Here is a 20,471-nt window from a genome sequence, read left to right as displayed (position 1 = left end):
GTTGTCTCCTCACAAGGGATAAAACTAGTTAGAACGAGCCGAAGCCTGCTGGAGCAGCTGGTAATCAGCGTAACCATTCAAGCCAACAGTCTCGACGGGAGGGCCGTAGCCAGCCATCTTCTGGACCTCTTCCTGAGTCTGCGGAGAGACGCCAGGAAGGGTATCGCAGATGCTCTGCAACAACCCGTAGTGGGGCAGATTTCCGTCCTTCATGGACAGACGAAGAAGCTCAAGGGACGGACGGTACGCCTGCAAAGCGGAACGGCCCTTACGGCGATCCACCAACGCACAAAACTCCAGCACCAGCGGCAGGTAGTCCGGAAGCTCACCATTCAAAACGGTCAACATACCGGAGTCGCGGTACATCTGCTTGAAACGCAGAAGAGTCTCACCACGGCGGCGGGTATCGCCATCGGTCCAATAGGACAGGTGCAGAGAATGACGACGCGAAAGGTCGTACTCCTGCACGTACTCGGACTGCACATCCTCCAGGTCCTTAGAAGTCAGCCACTGCTGAACCGCATCAACGGCCGCAATGAAAGCCTCGTCCTGGGTGGAAGCGGTAATCTCCACCAGTTCAGGCAGAACCTTCAGAGTCTCCTCATCGGGGTAGCCCAGGAGCATACCGCTCACCTGGTAAATCACCGAGTCCTTATCCTCGCCGGGACCGTAATCGATATCAAACGGGTTCTCCGGCTGAGCCGGCTCCGAGACAGTAGCCTCGGAACCGGCCTTGCCCATGAGCTTGGAAAAGAATCCAGCCACTTATTACTTCTTTCCGGTGGTATTCGGGAAGAGGCCGTCAGGACGGGAAGAACCGTCCCAGCTGAACAAGCTGACCTTGTTGTTAGCCTCGTAGACACCGGTGGACACGGGGGTCGGGCGACCCTCCATGTCGTTGAACGCATCGCCGTACATGCCGGGTCCGCCATCCACGCTCAGGGAGCAACCCATTTCCTCAAGGTTGTGGGCGTCTTCCATGTGAGCCTTCGGAATGACGTAACGCTCGTTGTACTTAGCGATAGCCATCAGGCGGTACATCTCGTACACCTGCTGACCAGTCATGCCAACTGCCTGAGCAATCTTCTCGTTGCCTTCGCCACCGAGGTTGATGTCACGCATGTACGAACGCATCGCAGCCAGGCGGCGCAGAACGTTAGTAATAACCTCAGTGTCGCCTGCGGTGAACAACTCAGCAAGGTACTCAACCGGAATACGGAGAGACTCAATAGCACCGAACAGGTTGTTGCTGTTCTCCGCATCGTGGCCCTGCTCCTTGAGCAGGTCAACAATCGGAGACAGCGGGGGTACGTACCAAACCATGGGCATGGTGCGGTACTCGGGGTGCAGGGGCAGAGCCACCTTCCACTCCTTCGCCAGCTTGTACACGGGCGACTTCTGAGCCGCAGTAATCCACGCATCGGGGATGTCGTTCTTACGAGCCTGCTCAATCACAGCAGGATCCGAAGGATCAAGCATCAGCGACAGCTGAGCCTCGTAGAGGTCCTTCTCATCCTCAACCGAAGCAGCTTCAGTCACGCGGTCTGCGTCGTAGAGGAAGATGCCGATGTAGCGCATACGACCAACACAGGTCTCAGCACATACAGTCGGGATACCAGCCTCAATACGGGGGTAGCAGAAGGTACACTTCTCAGCCTTACCCGTCTTGTGGTTGAAGTACACCTTCTTGTAAGGGCAACCAGTGATGCACTGACGCCAACCACGGCAACGGTCCTGGTCGACCAGCACGATACCGTCCTCAGCGCGCTTGTAGATAGCGCCGGAGGGGCAAGAAGCCATGCAGGAGGGGTTCAAGCAGTGCTCACAAATACGAGGCAGGTAGAACATGAAGGTCTGCTCGAACTCGAACTTAATCTTGTCCTCAGCCTTCTTACGGACCTTCTCCACCAGCGGGTCCAGATGACCGTACTCGGTCGCACCAGCCAGGTTGTCGTCCCAGTTCATACCCCACTCAACCTTGGTGTCCTCACCGGTGATGAGGGAGACCGGCTTAGCAGCCGGGAAATCATCACCCAGAGGAGCACTGGTCAGGTTCTGGTAGTCGTAGGTCCAGGGCTCGTAGTAGTCGTTCAGCTCGGGCTGAATCGGGGAAGCGAAAATCGTGAAGAGCTTCTGGAAGCGGTTACCGCTCTTGAGCTCCAGACGACCGCGCTTGTTCAGCACCCAGCCGCCCTTCCACTTCTCCTGATCCTCGTAACGGCGGGGGTAACCCTGACCGGGACGAGTCTCAACATTGTTGAACCAGACGTATTCGGTACCGGCTCGGTTCGTCCATGCCTGCTTACAGGTCACGGAGCAGGTGTGGCAGCCGATGCACTTATCGAGCGCCATCACCATAGCAACTTGTGCCATAACGCGCATTAGAAAGTTACCTCCTGGGACTTACGGCGACGGATGTACGAGACGATGTCTCGCTGGTTACCGGTCGGTCCAAGATAGTTGAAGGCGAACGCCTGGTGAGCGTAGCCACCAATCATGTGGGTGGGCTTCAGAAGAATACGGGTCACCGAGTTGTGAATACCACCGCGCTTACCAGTGACTTCAGACTTCGGGCTAACCATACGCTCCTGAGCGTGGTAAACGAAGCAGACGCCCTCGGGCATACGGTGCGAAACAACCGCACGGCCCACGAAGACACCGTTGGTGTTCACACACTCAATCCACTCGCCGTCCTTGACGCCAATCTTCTCAGCATCCTGCGGGCTCATCCACGCAGTCGGACCGCCACGGAACATGCTGAGCATGTAGTGGTTGTCGAAGTACTGCGAGTGAATTGCCCACTTATTGTGCGGGGTCAGGTAGCGAACAGCAACTGAAACACCGTCGGTAGTACCGAGCTCAGGCTCGTTGTACAGGCCAGTCATATCCAGCGGCGGACGGTAAATCGGCAGAGCCTCGCCCATTTCGTGCATCCAGTCATGGTCGAGGAAGAAGTGCATACGGCCGGTCAGAGTGTGGAACGGCTTCTTCTTCTCGATGTTGACGGTAAACGGAGCGTATCGGCGACCACCGGTCTCCGAACCGGACCACTCGGGGGAAGTCATCACGGGCTGCGGTGCGGCCTGGGTCATGGGGAAGGTAATACGACGTTCCTCGTTACCTTCTGCCAGGTCCATCAGGTGCAGACCGGTCTGCTTCTCGAGCTCCTTGAAGCCCTTAACAGCAACCTCACCGTTAGAGGTACCGGAAATCATGAGGATTGCTTCAGAAATCTTCACGTCGGTATCCAGTGCCGGACGGCCTGCGCCCTTACCGGAGTCCATCACACCGAATTCCTTAGCCATCTTCGCGACTTCGTCCTTCAGATCGTAAGTGATGAACTTGGTGGTGGCACCGAGCTTATCGAGCAGCGGGCCAACGGTGGTGTACATATCGTACAGTGCGCCGTAGTCACGCTCGACGGTGACGAAGTTCGGCATGTTCTTGCCGGGCACGCCCACCATACCGGGGGTGTTCTTCCAGTCGGGTGCGTGACCGCCAGGCTGAGCAATCTGGCCGGGAGTGTCGTGCAGCAGCGGAACCGAAACGATGTCCTTGCGGACGCCGAGGTGCTTCTTAGCCAGGCGAGTGAACTCGTATGCCAGAGCCTTGAAGGTCTCGTGGTCGGTCTTTGCCTCCCACGGCGGATCAATTGCCGGGGAGAACGCGTGCAGGAACGGGTGCATATCGGTCGAGGAGATATCGTGCTTCTCGTACCAGGTAGCAGTCGGCAGAACGATGTCAGACAGCAGGGTCGAGGAGGTCATACGGAAGTCCGAGGTGACCAGCAGATCCAGCTTGCCCTGAGGTGCGTCGTCGACCCACTTCACTTCGTTCGGGTGCTTCTCCGAGTCGGAACCCTGAACGTTGTCCATGCTACCGACCAGGTGCTTCAGGAAGTAGCTCTCACCCTTAGCGGAGGAACCGAACAGGTTCGAACGCCACAGGGTCAGGGTACGAGGCCAGTTGATGGGGTTGTCGACGTCCTCAACGGAGAACTCCAAGTCACCGGAGTTCAGGCGCTGTGCAATGTAGTCCGCGTTCGAGGAAGCCTCGCCGCGTGCCACTGCCTGCTCTGCCTTATCAGCCAGTTCCAGCGAGTTCTCGGGGAACTGCGGGAAGAACGGCATCCAGCCCATGCGCACGGAGCGTGCCACAACGTCAGCAGTGTGAACATCGCGCAACTCACCCTTAGCCAGCGGGGACTGCAGGTAATCGGTGGAGTATGCATCCTGACGGAACTGGTCAGTGTGCATGTACCAGAAGCCGGTACCGATCATGTGACGCGGCGGGCGGCTCCAGTCCAGAGCGTTAGCAATGTTGGTCAGACCAGTCAGCGGACGTGCCTTCTCCTGGCCCACGTAGTGAGCCCAACCGCCACCGTTACGGCCCTGGGAACCGGTCAGGTTCAGCAAGGCGAGGATAGCGCGGTAGGTGGTATCAGCGTGGTACCACTGGCAGATACCTGCACCGAAGATAATCATGGAGCGGCCACCGGAATCCAGGGCGCTCTTAGCGAACTCGCGGGCAACGCGGATAACAGCCTCGGCGGGGACAGAAGTAATCTGCTCCTGCCATGCCGGGGTGTTCTGAACGTTCCAGTCCTCGTAGTCCTTAGCCCAGGTACCGGGCAGGCCCTCGCGGCCCACACCGTACTGTGCCAGCATGATGTCGAAGACAGTGGTGACTTCGTGGCCTTCAACGTATGCTACAGGCACACCGCGGGTAATGACGTCGCCGTGACCCTTCGGGTTATCGAAGGTCGGCATCTTAATCTCTGCAGCTGCTGTCTGGCCCTGGGGCAGGTCGCGAATCGACAGAATCGGCTTACGACCCTGCAGATCCAGGTTCCACTTGCCCTGGTCTTCCCGAGCGTAACGGTGACCCATGGTGCCGTTGGGCACGAAGACCTCACCGGTCTCGCGGTCCATCAGCACGGGCTTAAAGTCAGCGTTCGGCTGCTCAGCCTCACCAGCGAGCTTTGCTGCGGTCAGGAACTTGGAGGGGACCTTCACGCCGTCCTCACGGGTTTCCAGGGTGACCAGGAAGGGAAGATCGGTGTAGGTCAGGGAGAAGTCCTCGAAGAACTCGACACGCTGGTCGACGTAGTTCTCCTTGAGGATAACGTGACCCATCGCCATAGCCAGTGCTGCGTCGGTACCTGCCTGGGCGGGCAGCCACTCGTCAGCGAACTTGGTGTTATCGGCGTAGTCGGGGCTCACGGTGACAACCTTGGTACCGCGGTAGCGGACCTCAGAGACCCAGTGAGCATCCGGGGTACGGGTCAGCGGAACGTTTGCACCCCACATGATGAGGTATGCAGCGTCCCACCAGTCGCCAGACTCGGGCACATCGGTCTGGTCGCCGAAGACCTGCGGGGAAGCCACGGGAAGGTCGGCGTACCAGTCGTAGAAGCTGGTCATCACGCCACCGGTCAGCTGGATGTAGCGAACACCCGCACTGAAGGAGGTCATGGACATTGCCGGAATCGGGGTGAAGCCGGTGTTACGGTCGGGGCCGTAGTACTTGATGGTGTGCACGTGAGCAGCAGCCATCAGTTCGAGAGCTTCAGCCCAGGTCGAGCGCACCAGACCACCCTTACCGCGTGCGTTAACGTAGCGTGCACGCTTGGCGGGGTCAGACACGATGGAGTGGAAGGCGTCCACGGGATCATTGTGGATTGCCTTCGCTTCGCGGTACATCTCCAGCAGGAGACCGCGAACGTAGGGGTACTTAACGCGGGTGGGAGAGTAGGTGTACCACGAGAATGAGGCACCACGGGGGCAACCACGGGGCTCGTACTCGGGGCGATCGGGACCAACCGAGGGGTAGTCGGTTTCCTGTGCTTCCCAGGTGATAATGCCGTCCTTGACATACACCTTCCAGGAGCAGGAGCCGGTGCAGTTCACGCCGTGGGTAGAGCGAACTTCCTTATCGTGGCTCCAACGGTCGCGGTAGAAGGCGTCACCCTCGCGGCCGCCTTCACGGAAGACGGCGCGGCCGTCTTCAGTCTCATCCCAGCGGGAGAAAAACTTACCGAACTTGATCAGCTGATCGGTAAGGGGGCCGTCCGGGCCCTTAATCTGTGATGCTTGTTCCATACTGCCCAATATATCTGATATTTGGCATGGAAAATACAAGATAAAAACCTTACTTAATTCATGTGAGATAAGGGTGTTTTAGACCGTAAGCCAGGCAGAAATTCCACCCTCCAACATATACACAGAAGGCCCTACCAAAGGGGCAATTTCGCGAGCCGCCTCAACCGTTCTAGCGTATCCAGTGCAGTAAATAACAATTTTCTGGGCATTTGCAGGGATTTTACGCTCAATCAGGGCCTTTAAACCACTATTTCGACTGGCCTCCAGCAACTCAGTCAGAGGAAGATTAATAGCGCATTCAATAGCAAAAGCTTTGAATTCCACCTGCTCACGAACGTCCAAAAGGGCAATATTTTCATCCGATGACAGCTTTTTAAAGTCCTGGGCACTTATGGGACGAGGCATCGAATCCGTCGAAGAGCTAGCAAAATCCTGAGAAATATTACGAATTGTTACAGAATTTTTGGGCATATAACTCGTTTCTTGGGACAAAACGACACTTTTCTTAGGTACAGCTTGCACACTAGCCACAAGAGGTATATATTCCCACCTCCCACTTAACGCCGAATATAGGCCAACCTCACCCATGAGCGGCTCCCCCACCCCGGTCAGCAGCTTCACTGCCTCCATAGCCATAGCAGCACCCACCACACCAGCCATAGCACCCACCACACCAGCGGTACTACACGAAGGCACACTACCGGCAGCAGGAGCATGAGGGTACAAATCCTCATATACCGGACCGTGCCCCGCCCAAAACACACTCAACTGCGCATCGAAACCAAGAATCGCAGCCCACACATGCGCAATCCCAGCACGCGCAGCCGCCGCCGACACCACATAACGCGATTCAAAATTATCGCTACCATCCAGCACCAAATCAGCGTCAGACAAAAGCGCATCAACATTCGCCTCTGTCAAACGCTCACGCACCGGTACAACCTCAATAAAAGGATTTAGCGAGCGCAAAGACTCAGCGGCAGACTCAGCCTTAGAATTACCCACCCTGGCGTGCGTATGAATCACCTGGCGGTGCAGATTCGAATCATCCACGACGTCATCATCAACCACCACAATCTGACCGACACCAGCACCCGCCAGGTACAACAGCGCGGGAGCACCCAAACCACCAGCGCCCAACACCACAACACGTGCACCCTTGAGTGCCAGCTGAGCCTCATACCCCATTTCGGGCAGAATCAGCTGACGAGAGTAGAACGCACGCTCAGCGGCAGAGAGCTCGCTCGCGCTACGAGAGGTGTGAGAAGACATGGGGGGAGTTCCTCGCATCAAATAGTAGAGGTGACTTGAACTTTATTAGGGATCCAAGCATCAAGGAGAATAAGCCTGCCCGAGAGAAATCCCCCTGACAGGCTTATATTCAGAATATTCAGAAGACTAAGCAGGCGAAGTATCCACACCAACCCACTCGATGCTTCCATCGAGCAGTTCCTGTTCCTTCCAAATCGGCACACGAGCCTTCACCCGATCAGCCACCAGCTCGCAGGCATCAAATGCACGGCCACGGTGAGCCGCCGCCGCCATTACGGTCAGAGCCGACTCGCCAATAGCAATCGGACCCACACGGTGCACAGCCCACAGACGTACACCGTCCAGCTCGGTAGCAACCTCGGCGGCAACCTCCGCAATATACTCACGAGCCTGCGGATGCGCGCTATAGGACAACCCACGCACCGCGCTACCGTGATCATGGTTGCGCACAATGCCGTCAAAAATTACCAGGGCACCCATGGCATCAGTCATGACCTCAGCTTTAGCCGCCGCGTACAGCGGTTCCAGGGGCGCCTCCGTAATATCGGTGAACACCACGGTCGAGCCGCTCGGCTCGGCACCGTGCGCGCCCGAGTGGTCCAGTGATTCTTCGTTCTGCGACTTAGTGGTCATGGTAGTCCTCCATCTGACGGCAAATGTGCTCAACGAGCGGATCGAGGGTTGCCACGCCGTCCTTCACGCCACCGCGCGAACCGGGCAGAGTCATCACGAAGGTACGGTCAATCACGCCCGCCACGCCGCGTGAAAGCACCGCCGCGGGAACATTTTTCAGACCGTTCATCCAGAAGGCATGCATAATGCCGGGCACTTCCTTATCCAGGTGGGGACGAACCGCCTCCACGGTCTGGTCGTCAGAGTTCAGACCGGTACCACCGCTGGTCAGAATGAACGTCGGCAGGTTACCGTTCTTCTTACCCTCGGCCACTAATGCGTTGAAGTACTCGATAATATCGCGGTCTTCAATGACCACTGCGTCCGGGGTGTCAAAGCCGCGCGAGCGCAACCACTCCACAGCGATAGGGCCGGACTTATCCTCATATACGCCGCGGGCTGCGCGGGTGGAGGCGACAATAACGAGGCCGGTGAGGTTCTCCTGCATGGTGTAGTCTTCGCTACTCATTGGAATTCCTTTTCTATATCTGTCAGGTGACGGGGGGGTGCGCCGCCGCAGCTTAGGAGTCCTTGCAGACGGACCAGTCGCCGGACTTGCCGCCGCTCTTCTCCAGAACACGAATGTCGGTGATGACGGCGTACTTATCGACTGCCTTGATCATATCGAAAACAGTCAGTGCCGCCGAGGAAACGGCGGTCAGTGCTTCCATCTCCACGCCGGTGACGCCACGGGTCTTCACTGAAGCCTCAATACGCACGAAGTCGGTGCCGCGCTCAAAGTCCACCGTAATCTTGCCCAGGGGCAGCGGGTGACAGAGGGGAATGATTTCCGGGGTGCGCTTAGCGCCCATGATGCCGGCAACACGTGCAACCGGAAGCGCATCACCCTTGGGAAGGTCAGCGTCAAAAATCATGGCGATAACGTCTTCGCGGGTGCGTACGATTGCCTCAGCCAGGGCAGTGCGGGTGGTGACCGACTTCTCCGTAACGTCCACCATGTGTGCTGAGCCGTCGGCGCGCACGTGGGTCAGTTCCTGGTTGGGCTGCGAGGTAGAGGTCATCGTTTCTCCTGGCTTCTGCGCGGTATTCTTCTGCCGCGAATCATTACTTAGTATGAGTCTCAATTATTCCTTGTCGTTCACGCAAGGAACAATGCGGGGGGGGGTATTTCGCTAGTGATCGGTGAGGCGAATACGGTGGTAGGGTACTGCCTCTCCCCCGGTGTAGGTAGTTCCGGGTGCCAGCTCAATGAGCACATCTGCTTGTGCTGCGCGGTGCAGCAGATGCGAGCCTGAGAGGACATCCGGATAGAGCTCCACCCGGTAGGTTCCGGGCTCGACCTCGACCATGGCGAGGGTGCCGCGCAGGAACTGGCGCTTGGTCGCCGGAGCGGTAAGCGGGGTTTCGGTGACGAGCACGCCTCGCGGTGCGTTATTCAAGGTCGCTTGTTCGGAGGCAACCGCGTAGGGCACACCGTAGGGGCCGCCGGCACGCAAGTAAGGGCGCAGAATTAGCGCGTACGAGATGAGCGTGCTCACTGGGTTTCCGGGGAAGGAAATCATGGGCACACGGTGCCCCTTGAAGTCGAGCAGGTTCACGCCTTGGGGGCCGCCGGGCTGTTGGCTGACGTGTCCAAACCAAGAGACGGGCACCAGAATGTCCGCTTCGTGCACCTTGGCGATGGCGTTGCGGACCACCTCATACTTGCCGTGGCTGATACCACCCGAGGTGATGATGATGTCCGGTTTGAAGCTTTCGTATTCTGCCGTGAGGCGGTGCAGTAGCTCAATAGGGTCATCACCGATAGCAATACGGCGTACTTGAGCGCCATCTTCGCGGAGCATAGCAGTGAGCATGGGGCCATTGGCGTCAAAAATCTGGCCTTGAGCGAGTTCCTGAGTGGTGGCGTTTCCATCTTCTTCAACGCCGGAGAGAATCTCATCGCCGCCAGTGCACACGAGCACACGGGGACCCGCCGCGACGGTCAGGCGTGCGTATCCCTGGGAGGCTAGCGCACCAAGCAGAGCGGGAGTAATGCGTTCACCGGCGCGTGCAAGGACCTGGCCGGTGACGACATCTTCGCCGCGGCGGCGCACGAATTGTCCGGGTTTACCGGGAGCAAGTTTGACCTTTTCACTGGAGCGGCCAAAGGATTCGGGTAGATTGGGGTATTCGATGCGTTCGGACTGTTCAACAGGGATGACTGCGTCGTATCCCTTGGGGATGGGTGCGCCGGTCATGATCGGGTAGGTCAGGTCGTCGGAGGATCGGGAACGCTGGAGGGGGCGTCCGGCGGGAATTTCGCGCCCGACGGTGAAGATGCGGTCTTCGCGGTCTGCGGCTTCGGCGGTGAGTGCGTAGCCGTCCATTTGGGAGTTGTCGAAGCTGGGTACATCCATGCGTGCGGTGATGTCTTGGGCGAGGATGCGTCCTGCCGCGTGGTAGAGGGGAACCGTTTCTGCGGTGCCGATGAAGACTTCACGCAGCAGTAGCGCCAGGTAGGCGCGGTATTCCTCGGTGCTGGGGGTTCCGTTGAATTCGGGGGAAATCATGGCGATTCCAATCGTGCGGCGGTGGTTATGACTAGTGTAGGTGTGTTTTTGTGGGCTGGTAAATGCAGTTTTGCCTAAGGACCGGTGTGTGTCGGGTGGCGTGCGGTGCAAGCGGCGGAGCAGCTTATCGAGTGCTTTCGCGTAGTTTTTTTAGAGCGCGAATTAGGCCGAGGACCCCGAAGATTCCCAAGTAGAGGCTAATGAGAATCAGGGCGCTTCCGAGGGCGCTGGGAATGTCGCTGCTGTTAATGGCTAGGTCGATGGCCAGGGGTATGGTTTGGGTTTTACCTTGGACGTTACCAGCGAAGGTGACGGTTGCACCGTATTCGCCGAGCGCTCGGGCGAAGGAGAGCAGGAATGCGGTAACGAGACCGGGAGCGGCGAGGGGTAGTAGCACTTTGAAGGTGATTTCTGCGGGTTTAGCGCCTTCAACGAGGGCAATTTCTTCGTATTCGCGGGGAATAGCCTGCAGGGTGGTGACCGCGGTGGCAACGAAGAAGGGTAGGGCGACGAAGACCTGGGCGATAATCACCGCGTTGGGGGTGAAGGGGATGGAGATTCCTGCCTGGTAGAGGTAGGTGCCAATCATGCCTTTGCGTCCCCAGAAGAAGAGTAGCCCGAGGCCGGAGACCACCGGGGAGAGAATGACCGGGGTGTAGATGATGGCGTAGAGCACCGACCCAAACCGGTGTAGCCGTGAGCGGTTGAGCACTTTGGAGAGCACAAGCGCCAGAGGCGCACCGAAAAGCCCGCAGATGAGGGTGGAGGCGGCGGCGGTGCTAAGGGAGAGATTCGCCGCCCCGAGCACCTGCGGGGTGAAGATACTACCGAGCTGGCTCCAGGGGATGTTAAGGAAGAGCCCGAGGAGCGGTCCGGCAATGAGAAAAATACCCAGCGACGCCGGAACCAGGGAGAGCACAGGCACGGAGGCGAAGAGTCTGCTTCCGGGTGTGCGTGAGGTTCCGGCATTGCGATGGGTAGCGGTGGTGTCTGTCATGGGTGATGAGACTCGGGTTGTTCCCTACTGAGTTGAATTACTTTGCGGTGCTGAAGCCGTACTCGGTGAGAATCTTCTTCGCCTCGTCGGAATTCTTCAACCATTCGTTGAACTTCTTCGCGGTCTCGGAGGAGGAGCCGGTCTTGCTCAGCGCTGCGGGGTATTCGTTGCGTTCCACGTCGGTTAGTTCGACCGAGCCGAGGTTGGCGCCCTTCTTCTTGGCTGCGGCGAGGTCAGTGGTGTAGATGAAGCCCGCATCGGCGTTGCCGGTGGTGACCTTGGTTGCTACGTCGGTGACCTTACTTTCGGTGGTTGCGTTCTTGAGGGTAATGTCGTGCTTCTTCAGTTCCTGGTGGGCGATGGTGCCGCAGGGAACATCTTCTTTGCAGATGGCGACGACACCTTCGGTGGTCTTGAGGTCTTCGAGGCTGTTGATTTTGCCGGGGTTACCTTCGGCGGTGACGAGCACGAGCTTATTGGTGACCAGAACGTTGGTTTCGGAATTGGAGAACTGGTCGAGCTTCTTTGCCTTGTCCATGTTCTTGGTGTCTGCGGTAATGAGCAGGTCGGGGGTTGCACCCTGCTCGATCTGGTTGACGAGCTTTGCGGAGCCTTCGTAGACGAAGGTGATGTCTACGCCGGGGTTGGCGGCTTCGTACGCCTTTTCGAGGTCTGCACCGGCGTTGTTCAGGGAGGCTGCGGCAAAGACCTCAATCTTGCCGGAGGCAGTCTGGCTGGTCGTTGCAGATGCGGAGGAGGAGCCCTGGGTGGCGCCGCATCCGGTGAGGGCGAGGGTTGCAGCAGCGAGCGCACTGAGAGCTGCGAGGGGGGTCTTCATGAAATTTGTTTCCTTAGTGGTTCGTACTCTTGCGGTGGTGAGGTGTTTCCCCGTCCGGGCTCTGTGCGAGGTTTTGCGTACGTCCCTAGCTTGTACGTGTTGTTTTCCTCGTGATGGTCTGCGGTGGCGCAGTTGTAACTTACCCTGCACACACTATGTACCGGGCGCCGGAACATGGAATAATCATATTGTCACCTGAAATATGCAAATTTTCCACATAGGTTTTACATGGCGTACACGGCAAATTCGGCCTCTTCTGAGCTCATTGCGGGCCCAATGTTAAGCACCTTATCTTCTGCGGAGGATAATGGGACTGCTTTTGTGACGCCCAAAAAATCTGAGAGTGGCGTCAAGGTACAGCGTAAGCTCCCGAATATTACGAATAGCGGTCCGCTCTTGGACCGTTGGGGTCGTGTGGCGACTGATCTTCGTATCTCTCTGACCGATAAATGTAATCTTCGTTGCATTTATTGCATGCCGGCGGATGGTTTACAGTGGCTCCCGAAGGAGAATCTGCTCTCCGCCGAGGAGATTGCGCGCCTTGCCGACATTGCGATTATTGAGCTGGGCGTTGAGGAGATCCGCTTTACCGGTGGCGAGCCGCTGGTGCGCGCCGATTTAGTGGATATTATTTCCCGCATCCATCAGGCGCATCCGGATGTTCCGCTTGCTATTACGACGAACGGTATTGGTTTGGAGAAGCGTGCCTCCGCGCTGGCGGAGGCTGGTCTGACTCGTATCAATGTTTCTCTGGATACGATTTGCCGTGAGACCTTTGCCGAGCTGACCCGCCGAGATAAGCTCGACGCCGTGCTCAAGGGTATTGACGGTGCAGCGGAGGCTGGCCTGTGGCCCATCAAGATTAATGCTGTGCTGATGCCGGGTCTGAATGATGACCAGGCTCCGGAGCTTCTGCGCTGGGCGTTGGCGGGCGGCTATCAGCTGCGTTTCATTGAGCAGATGCCGTTGGACGGTGATAACCGTTGGACCCGTGAGGGCACGATTACTGCCGCTGAAATTCGCGAGAAACTCTCGGCTGAGTACGTTCTGGGTTCGGTGGCGGAGGCGCGTGGCGACTCCCCCGCCCAGCTGTGGGAGGTATACCCGCTCGGTACTGCCCTGGATGAGGCTGGCTTCCCGGCTGACGGTACCGAGTCGCTGGGGCGTGTGGGTATTATTGCCTCGGTGACGGAGTCGTTCTGCAATGCGTGCACACGCACCCGCCTGACGGCGGACGGTAAGATTCGCTCCTGTTTGTTCTCCGACACCGAGACCGATTTGATGCAGCTTCTGCGTTCTGGTGCCAACGATAAGCAGCTAGCTCTGCGTTGGCGTGAGGGCATGTGGTTTAAGCCGCGCGCCCACGGTAAAGAAGACGCTGACTTCGATATTGAGGAGTTCGCTAAGGCGAGCCGCTCGATGAGCGCTATTGGTGGCTAGAAAAACCGCTGATTCATCAACCGAAGGTGCCGGATAAGGCTTTTTACCGGCATCTTGCACCCGTGATTTTCGGCTGTTCCCTGACTTAGGATTGAGGAGCATTATGCAGGTTCATTTTTTTGCTGCCGCACGTTCAGCGGCGGGTATCGCGCAGCTGTCGGTGCCCCTGGCGCAGCTGTCGTCTGCGACTCTTGGTGCGCTGATTGAGTATCTGGGTCAGAGTTTGGAGGGTACGACCCCTTCGGGTCTGACTCTTGCGCAGGTGATGGAGCAGTGCTCGTTCCTGGTCAATGGTGCCCGTTCGGATACTCAGGCGCCCCTACAGGATGCCGATCGTGTGGACGTTCTGCCTCCCTTTGCGGGTGGATAATGCGGGCGGATAAGATGCCCGGTTCTGTACTTCCCGCTGAGGGCGATTTTTCATGCGCCGCAGTCGTTGTCGCCGGAGGCGCTTCTCGCCGCCTGAACCACGTGCCGAAGGCGTCCTTGTCTGATGGTACGAGCACTCTGCTGGATTGTGCTCTGAAGGCGGTGGCCGCCGCATCCCCACGCGTGGTGGTGGGCCCTGAGAGCTTGCCATTGCCGTCGGGGGTGTTACGTACTCGTGAGGATCCGCCGTTTTCCGGGCCTGCCGCGGCGATTCATGCCGGTTTGGAGTGTATTGCGGCCGATTGTGAGCGCTCGCAGATTCCTGTGCCCGACTGGTGTCTGATTTTGGGTGTGGATACTCCGCGTATTGCCCCGGCGGTTCAGCAACTAATCACTGCGGCGCAGAGTGTCGAGCAGGCTTATGCAGAACAGTCAGCTCTCTCCCTCACTGATTCTGAAACATCGGCAGGTTTCTGGGGGGTTTCTGAGGGTATCTATCAGCCGCTGGTTGGTATTTACCGTTTTGGGGCGATTCGCTCGGTGTTTTCGGCCGGCACCACCGACGCTTCTGTTCGTTCTTTTTTGCGTCGTCTGAACCCTACTGCGGTTCAGATGTCTGCCGCTGATACCGCCGATGTTGATACGTGGGAGCAGGCGCAGGCGCTGGGTTATACGACGTCGCTCTGGTCAAGCTATTAGCAGCTGAGATACCGCAGTGTGATATTAGGGTCTGACTACGAGTACCCTAGGTGATAAGTCTTGGCTTTAGATGCCGTGTACTTGTAGCGTTTTTGAGCTCGCGCGCTGTTGCGCGTCCCGCACACACTTTTACGAGGTACGATGTCTCACCATATTCCTTCTGTTTCGTGGCAGCAGGCCCGCCAGATTTTGCATGAGCAGGGCCTGGAGATTGCTCACCATGTGAAGACGGAGTCTTTACCGCTGCTGGCGACGATTGGCCACTATTTGGCGGATGATGTTTATTCGATGATGCCGGTGCCCCACTACAGCTCTTCGGCGATGGACGGTTACGCTGTGGCGGGTACGCCTCCGTGGCGTCTGGTGACCCCGGCGTATCCGGAGGATTCTCGCGCAAATATTCACCGTCTGACAGTTCCTATTGCGCCGGGGGAAGCCACCCCGATTCTGACGGGTGGGTTAATTCCTGAGGGTACTGAGGCAATTGTGCGCGAGGAGCATTCGCGCCTGTATGAGGGTGCGGAGGCTTCGTCTCGCCCTGGTGTAGCTGCTCATTTGGAGACTCAGTCCAGTATTCATTACCTGGATATGGCGGAGGGTTTTGAGCCTCCGGCTCCTGGTACTGATATTCGCCATGCTGGTGTTGAGTTGGAACGTGGCGAGTTGTTAGCTCGCCATGGTGACCGTATTTCTGCGCGTATGGCGGCGTTTTTGGGCATGAATGGTTTTGATGAGTTGCCGGTGTACGCCCCGATTCCGGTGCGTTGTGCGTTTACGGGTAACGAGGTTATTACCTTTGGTGTGCCTGCGCCGGGTCAGGTACGTGATGCTTTTGGCGGCTTTATGGAGCATGCGATTATTTCTGCAGGCTGTGAGGCACGCCCTTCAACTCGTTTGGCGGATGTTGAGTCTGAGTTCCGCACGTTCTTAGCTACATCTACGGCTCGTGTGCTGGTGTTTACAGGCGGGTCAAGCACCTCGGGTGTTGATTTGGTGCGTAAGGTGCTCAACGATATGGGTGCGACGTACCTGTTTGAGTCGGTGGATGTGCGTCCGGGTCATCCTGCTTTGGCCGCGCGCTTGCAGGTTCCGGAGACGGGCCCAAATTCTGGTCGTGAGCGTTTTGTGTTGGGTCTGCCGGGTAATCCTTTGGCAGCATACACGGCTTTGTATTCGTATTTGCCACCGCTTTTGGCTGGTATGAGGGACATGTCCCTACCGGAGCTGGATTCGGCTGTTTTGGGTGAGCCGGTTGATACTTTGCGTAAGCCAGCGGGGGTTCGTCTGTTACCGGTGTTGGTGCGTGATGGTGTGGCGTATCCTCTACCGAAGTCAGCGTCGCATATGTTGTCGTCGTTGGCAGCAGCTACTCATTGTGCGGTGTTAGATGATTCTTCGGTCTGCGGTTCTGCCCATGAGGTGGGGGCTCGAGTGCCGATTATTCCGGTACTGTAGACCGGGGTTGCCAACCGGTGGGGTGGAAGGCACAGTAGAAAAGCGCTTTTTCATGCTTTCTGGGCTCAGGTAGATTCTGTGGAGAGGGTATAGTAGAGAGAGATATGTCAATCGTTTAGCACACCGAAGGGAGCCCCTGTGGCTAAGCCCAAACTCAGCGATGTTGCAGCCCGCGCAGGGGTCTCTCCCACCACTGTATCCCGCGTCCTCAATAACCGCGGCTACCTCAGCGAAAGCACCCGCACCAAAGTCCACAACGCAATGCGGGAACTCGGCTACCGGCCCAACGCTATCGCCCGCAGCCTGCAGGGTCAGCGCTCACAGACGGTCGGCCTCATCTTCCCGACGGTCGCAAACCCCTTCTACGGGGAGATGGTGTACCGTCTCGAGAGCTACCTGGCCGAAGCAGGCTACCGGGTCATTCTCTGCAATAGCGATGACCACCCCGAACAAGAGAAGCGCTACCTGGAGATGCTCTTCTCCAACCAGGTAGACGGCATTATCAGCGGCGCCCATTCCGATGCGCTGGTGAACATTCCCCACGCCCAAGCTCCCCTGGTGACCGTAGACCGCCTTGAAAGCGGCTTCTACCCGAACATCCGCTCCGATAACTACGGAGGTGCTCGCGCCGCCACGGAGCATCTGATCGCCACAGGCGCGCAGAGTATTGTGCACGTGACTTCGACCCTGGGTGAACACAATGAGCGTCAGCGCGGCTACCGTGAGGCAATGCTTGAGACTAATCTAATGCCGGAGTTCGTGGAGCTGGGCTTCCGCCCCTCACTGGGCATCAAGCGTGAGGTGCTCTACCGCTACCTGGATGAGCGTGCGGAGAGCCCCGAGTCAGTGGAGGCGGTCTTCGCCTCGAACGATAATTACGCCGCTCTCACCCTGGGCTGGGCGCGTGCGCGCGGAATCCGCGTTCCCGAGGATTTCCAAGTGATTGGCTACGACGGCACTCAGAGCATTCAGCTGCTCATGCCGGAGCTTGCGACCGTGGTTCAGCCGATTGAGGGTATAGCGAAGCGTACCGCACAGCGTCTGTTGGAGCTCATTGAGCTACAGCAGAGAGAATCTACTGAGGCAGACACTCCCCCAATCAGCCAGCCTGAAGATATACTTCCCGTTGAGCTCTACCTGGGAACAACGGTGCGTTCTATCCCGAATCTGGATCAGATTCAGCCTGATATGTCTGCCCCTGATGAGCTCCAATAAGAAGCTCCTCCATCCTTTAAAGATAAAAATCCGCCCCACCGTGCGAGTGCTCACAGTGGGGCGGATTTTATATATACATTTATCGGTTCTGCGCGCGTCCGGAAGTTTAGGAGGTGCGCTGCACAATCTCGGTGGGACCGGTGCCGGGGTAGACCATGCCGACGGCGTGTGCCTTGGAGAAGATTCCGTGGAGCGGGCCGAGGGAGAAGAATCCGCGGCGCTCGTAGAGGCGGGCACTGTCGTAGGTCGATGCTTCGAGGTAGGCGGGGTAGTCGCCGATGCGTTCGGTACCGTAGTCGAGTAGCTGGGAGCCAATGCCCCGGCCTCGATACTCTTCGAGAACACCAATGTTGAAGAGGTACCAGTGCTTGTACGCGGGGCGGTACTTGAGCAGGTGTAGCTCCATCATGACTGCCCGTAGCAGGCTCTTACAACCGAGGGCCTTGTAGTAGGCGCCAATCTGCTTGAGTTCGTTCAGGAAGGAACCTTCGTGGGATTCGGGGGTGCTCCAGAGGCAGACACCCACAATCTTGCCGCTAGAGCCATCAGTAGCAATGTCGATACGTCCGCAGCCTTGGAAGTTACCGTAGATCTGCAGGGTCATGATAGCGCGGAGCTTGACAAGTTCCTATTGACGGCTACCGCCTGCAATGACTGTCATCATGTCAGAATCTCCATCAAATGCGGCAAAATGCGGCAATCAGCACCTCGAGCGCATTTGCATATTCATGAGGCTCGGCGGTGCGGACGGTATAGGAAGCTGAGGTCATATTCACCCTTTACAAAAGCTTGAAACTATACATAAATATTAGCTGGATTATTCACTCCTGGCTAATAGATTGTGCCTTATCAAGACATTTTTCATGACCATGCACCATTGTGCGCTAGCTAATATTGCACCATTATGCATAATTTTTACGCATATTTATTCACGCACTTTTTTCACGCTTTTGCAGGAAAAATTGAACACCCCGCACCAGCTCTAGGAAGAGTGGTACGGGGTGTACATCACATTGAGGTTATCTACTCACTAAGAGTGCAGACTATGCGTTAGCCTTTGCCTTCAGTGCAACCTTCAGGAGCGAATCTGCGTTGGTGACAGATGCGCCCGAAGCCTGGACATCTTCAACCGAAGCAGCAGCCTTCTTGGCGTTGGTGATCACCATGGGGGTTGCCAGCGGGTAGCCAGCCGCCTTGATGGCGGGGATATCAAACTCAGCGATGACGTCGCCGCGCTTGACGGTATCACCCTTAGCAACCTTGGGCTCGAAGTGCTTGCCGTCGAGCTCCACGGTGTCCATACCGATGTGCATCAGCAGATCCAGGCCGTCTTCGGTGCGCAGACCGTATGCGTGGCCGGTGGGGAATGCAACGGTGATCTTGCCGTCAGCCGGTGCGTAGAGCTTACCTTCGGTGGGCTCCACTGCGGTGCCTGCACCCAGTGCGCCGGAGGAGAAGGTGGGATCCTTGACGTCAGCCAGCAGAACCACGGAACCGACCATGTGGGAACCGATTTCGACGCTCTCGCCAGCCTCAGATGCTACAGCGGCGGCGGGAGCTGCGGCAGCAGCTACGGTGGCAACGGGAGCGGCTGCAGCGGGTGCCTCAGCTTCCTCAGTGTTGCCGGCTTCGACCTTCTTACCCCAGATGAAGGAGGCAACGAAGGCGATGACGGTGGTCAGGACGAGGCAGCCCAAGAAGCCCGGGATACCGGCGCCGACGGTTGCTTCAATCGAGGGGAAGCCAAGGTAACCAGCAGCGCCCAGCTTACCTGCCTTAATTCCAAGGATAGAGGTAACCATCGAGCCAATACCCGCGGAAACGATTGCGATGTAGAAGGGCCAGCGCAGAGCCAGGTTCACACCGAACATTGCGGGCTCGGTAATGCCCAGGAATGCGGAGGGTGCGGCTGCCGAAGCAATACCCTTAATCTTCTTGTTCTTGGTGGTCAGTGCGACACCGGCTGCGGCAGCACCCTGAGCCACGTTAGACATGGAAGCAACGACGAAGATGAAGGAACCGCCGGTTGCCCACAGGCTCATCTCGATGGGCGGGAATGCCTGGTGCATACCGGTCATCACGATGAATGCGTAGAAGGTACCGAAAATCAGACCACCCAGCGGACCGGCAACGGTGTAGAGCCAGTTGATACCTTCACCCAGCCAGGTACCCAGCTGGAACATCGGCGGGCCGACCAGCAGGAAGGTCAGGAAGCCGGTGATGAGGATGGTGAGGGTCGGGGTGAAGATGAAGTCGATGGTGCCCTTGAGGATCTTATGGAAGAACTTCTCAATGTGGGAGAGGATGAAGGCAACCAGCATGATGGGCAGCACGGTGCCCTGGTAGCCCGCCTGCTGAACCTGCAGACCGAAGAGGTTCCAGTACTTCATGGGGTCGGTACCCTCGGCACCTGCCAGGGATGCTGCGACGTTGTAGCCGTTCATCAGTGCCGGGGAGACCATTGCGGCACCCATGGTCAGACCGAGGTAGGGGTTACCGCCGAAGACCTTGGTGGCGGAGAAGCCAACCAGCACGGGCAGGAAGGCGAAGGGAGCAGCGGAGAGCAGGTTGACAATGTCTGCAAAGTCAGCCCATTCGGGGAAAAGTTCAATAACAGCCTGAGGACCGAAAATACCCTTAGAGGTCAGGAGGCTATTGAGCGCCATCAGCATACCGCCGCCGACCAGCACCGGGATCAGCGGCACGAAGATGTCGGCAATGGTCTTGATGAAGCGGGAGACAATGTTACCCTGCTTCGCAGCGATGCTCTTGAGGTCATCCTTGGATGCCTCGGGTGCGCCAGCGGCAATCAGGTGCTTGTGCACCTCGTTGACGTCGCCGGGGCCAACGATGATCTGGAACTGGCCAGCGTTGAGGAAGCTACCCTTGAGGTCCTCGTC

17 protein-coding genes are annotated in these 20,471 nt (G+C 57.6%); 5 read left to right on the top strand and 12 right to left on the bottom strand.

Features of this window, described 5'->3' with window-relative positions; all coding sequences use genetic code 11:
• Positions 1-24: 24 nt before the first annotated feature.
• The 10 genes from narJ to modA form a co-directional block, all read right to left on the bottom strand.
• A complete protein-coding gene (gene narJ, locus O3648_RS05505; protein WP_371568985.1) occupies positions 25-765 on the bottom strand; it encodes a nitrate reductase molybdenum cofactor assembly chaperone in 741 nt (246 codons plus the stop codon).
• Positions 766-768: 3 nt separating this feature from the next.
• On the bottom strand, positions 769-2,382 hold the full coding sequence (gene narH / locus O3648_RS05500) for a nitrate reductase subunit beta (RefSeq protein ID WP_371568983.1): 1,614 nt from the start codon (positions 2,380-2,382) through the stop codon (positions 769-771).
• Positions 2,382-6,101 carry a nitrate reductase subunit alpha gene (locus O3648_RS05495; protein WP_371568980.1) on the bottom strand — a complete coding sequence of 1,240 codons (3,720 nt, stop codon included), beginning with the start codon at positions 6,099-6,101 and terminating at the stop codon, positions 2,382-2,384. Before O3648_RS05495 ends, narH begins: the two co-directional genes overlap by 1 nt.
• Before the next feature lie 78 nt (positions 6,102-6,179).
• Positions 6,180-7,373, bottom strand: a complete 1,194-nt coding sequence (locus O3648_RS05490; protein WP_371568979.1) for a ThiF family adenylyltransferase — start codon at positions 7,371-7,373, stop codon at positions 6,180-6,182.
• A gap of 126 nt (positions 7,374-7,499) precedes the next feature.
• Entirely contained in the window at positions 7,500-8,006 is a 507-nt protein-coding gene (locus O3648_RS05485; protein WP_279741314.1) for a molybdenum cofactor biosynthesis protein MoaE, read from the bottom strand.
• Positions 7,996-8,514, bottom strand: coding sequence for a MogA/MoaB family molybdenum cofactor biosynthesis protein (locus tag O3648_RS05480; protein WP_279741316.1), 519 nt, complete (start codon positions 8,512-8,514; stop codon positions 7,996-7,998). The genes O3648_RS05485 and O3648_RS05480 overlap by 11 nt, the downstream gene beginning before the upstream one ends.
• A gap of 52 nt (positions 8,515-8,566) precedes the next feature.
• Entirely contained in the window at positions 8,567-9,067 is a 501-nt protein-coding gene (gene moaC, locus O3648_RS05475; RefSeq protein ID WP_279741317.1) for a cyclic pyranopterin monophosphate synthase MoaC, read from the bottom strand.
• A gap of 111 nt (positions 9,068-9,178) precedes the next feature.
• The gene (locus tag O3648_RS05470) at positions 9,179-10,558 is read right to left on the bottom strand and encodes a molybdopterin molybdotransferase MoeA (protein WP_279754873.1); all 1,380 of its coding nucleotides are present in this window, start codon (positions 10,556-10,558) and stop codon (positions 9,179-9,181) included.
• A 124-nt stretch (positions 10,559-10,682) separates the two neighbouring features.
• The gene (locus O3648_RS05465; RefSeq protein ID WP_371568975.1) at positions 10,683-11,555 is read right to left on the bottom strand and encodes an ABC transporter permease; all 873 of its coding nucleotides are present in this window, start codon (positions 11,553-11,555) and stop codon (positions 10,683-10,685) included.
• A 37-nt stretch (positions 11,556-11,592) separates the two neighbouring features.
• Positions 11,593-12,393: a molybdate ABC transporter substrate-binding protein gene (gene modA, locus O3648_RS05460; RefSeq protein ID WP_279791164.1), complete on the bottom strand. Its 801-nt coding sequence runs from the start codon at positions 12,391-12,393 to the stop codon at positions 11,593-11,595.
• A 228-nt stretch (positions 12,394-12,621) separates the two neighbouring features.
• Here modA and moaA point away from each other — a divergent pair, with 228 nt between their 5' ends.
• The 5 genes from moaA (at position 12,622) to O3648_RS05435 (ending at position 17,571) form a co-directional block, all read left to right on the top strand.
• On the top strand, positions 12,622-13,833 hold the full coding sequence (gene moaA / locus O3648_RS05455) for a GTP 3',8-cyclase MoaA (protein WP_371568972.1): 1,212 nt from the start codon (positions 12,622-12,624) through the stop codon (positions 13,831-13,833).
• 103 nt (positions 13,834-13,936) lie between these two features.
• Entirely contained in the window at positions 13,937-14,203 is a 267-nt protein-coding gene (locus O3648_RS05450; RefSeq protein ID WP_279741326.1) for a MoaD/ThiS family protein, read from the top strand.
• The gene (locus O3648_RS05445; protein ID WP_279741327.1) at positions 14,203-14,901 is read left to right on the top strand and encodes a molybdenum cofactor guanylyltransferase; all 699 of its coding nucleotides are present in this window, start codon (positions 14,203-14,205) and stop codon (positions 14,899-14,901) included. Before O3648_RS05450 ends, O3648_RS05445 begins: the two co-directional genes overlap by 1 nt.
• A 141-nt stretch (positions 14,902-15,042) precedes the next feature.
• Positions 15,043-16,356: a molybdopterin molybdotransferase MoeA gene (locus O3648_RS05440; RefSeq protein ID WP_279789273.1), complete on the top strand. Its 1,314-nt coding sequence runs from the start codon at positions 15,043-15,045 to the stop codon at positions 16,354-16,356.
• A gap of 138 nt (positions 16,357-16,494) precedes the next feature.
• Entirely contained in the window at positions 16,495-17,571 is a 1,077-nt protein-coding gene (locus O3648_RS05435; RefSeq protein WP_279789271.1) for a LacI family DNA-binding transcriptional regulator, read from the top strand.
• Between the two features lie 106 nt (positions 17,572-17,677).
• Here O3648_RS05435 and O3648_RS05430 read toward each other — a convergent pair whose 3' ends face one another.
• A complete protein-coding gene (locus tag O3648_RS05430) occupies positions 17,678-18,175 on the bottom strand; it encodes a GNAT family N-acetyltransferase (RefSeq protein ID WP_371568968.1) in 498 nt (165 codons plus the stop codon).
• Positions 18,176-18,614: 439 nt separating this feature from the next.
• Positions 18,615-20,471 (bottom strand): glucose PTS transporter subunit IIA (locus tag O3648_RS05425; RefSeq protein ID WP_371568966.1); only part of this gene is annotated, 1,857 nt, incomplete at its 5' end.

Origin of the sequence: Rothia sp. 27098_8_161, assembly GCF_041432905.1 — a bacterium.
Classification (GTDB): Bacteria; Actinomycetota; Actinomycetes; order Actinomycetales; family Micrococcaceae; genus Rothia.
This window is presented reverse-complemented; position numbering and strand designations above follow the sequence as displayed.

Coding starts and splice junctions, on each gene's coding strand:
- O3648_RS05485 (WP_279741314.1), bottom strand. CDS start 8,006: ATGACCACTAAGTCGCAGAACGAAGAATCACTGGACCACTCGGGCGCG.
- narH (WP_371568983.1), bottom strand. CDS start 2,382: ATGCGCGTTATGGCACAAGTTGCTATGGTGATGGCGCTCGATAAGTGC.
- O3648_RS05465 (WP_371568975.1), bottom strand. CDS start 11,555: ATGACAGACACCACCGCTACCCATCGCAATGCCGGAACCTCACGCACA.
- modA (WP_279791164.1), bottom strand. CDS start 12,393: ATGAAGACCCCCCTCGCAGCTCTCAGTGCGCTCGCTGCTGCAACCCTC.
- O3648_RS05430 (WP_371568968.1), bottom strand. CDS start 18,175: ATGACCCTGCAGATCTACGGTAACTTCCAAGGCTGCGGACGTATCGAC.
- O3648_RS05495 (WP_371568980.1), bottom strand. CDS start 6,101: ATGGAACAAGCATCACAGATTAAGGGCCCGGACGGCCCCCTTACCGAT.
- O3648_RS05440 (WP_279789273.1), top strand. CDS start 15,043: ATGTCTCACCATATTCCTTCTGTTTCGTGGCAGCAGGCCCGCCAGATT.
- O3648_RS05445 (WP_279741327.1), top strand. CDS start 14,203: ATGCGGGCGGATAAGATGCCCGGTTCTGTACTTCCCGCTGAGGGCGAT.
- O3648_RS05450 (WP_279741326.1), top strand. CDS start 13,937: ATGCAGGTTCATTTTTTTGCTGCCGCACGTTCAGCGGCGGGTATCGCG.
- moaA (WP_371568972.1), top strand. CDS start 12,622: ATGGCGTACACGGCAAATTCGGCCTCTTCTGAGCTCATTGCGGGCCCA.
- O3648_RS05490 (WP_371568979.1), bottom strand. CDS start 7,373: ATGTCTTCTCACACCTCTCGTAGCGCGAGCGAGCTCTCTGCCGCTGAG.
- moaC (WP_279741317.1), bottom strand. CDS start 9,067: ATGACCTCTACCTCGCAGCCCAACCAGGAACTGACCCACGTGCGCGCC.
- O3648_RS05480 (WP_279741316.1), bottom strand. CDS start 8,514: ATGAGTAGCGAAGACTACACCATGCAGGAGAACCTCACCGGCCTCGTT.
- O3648_RS05470 (WP_279754873.1), bottom strand. CDS start 10,558: ATGATTTCCCCCGAATTCAACGGAACCCCCAGCACCGAGGAATACCGC.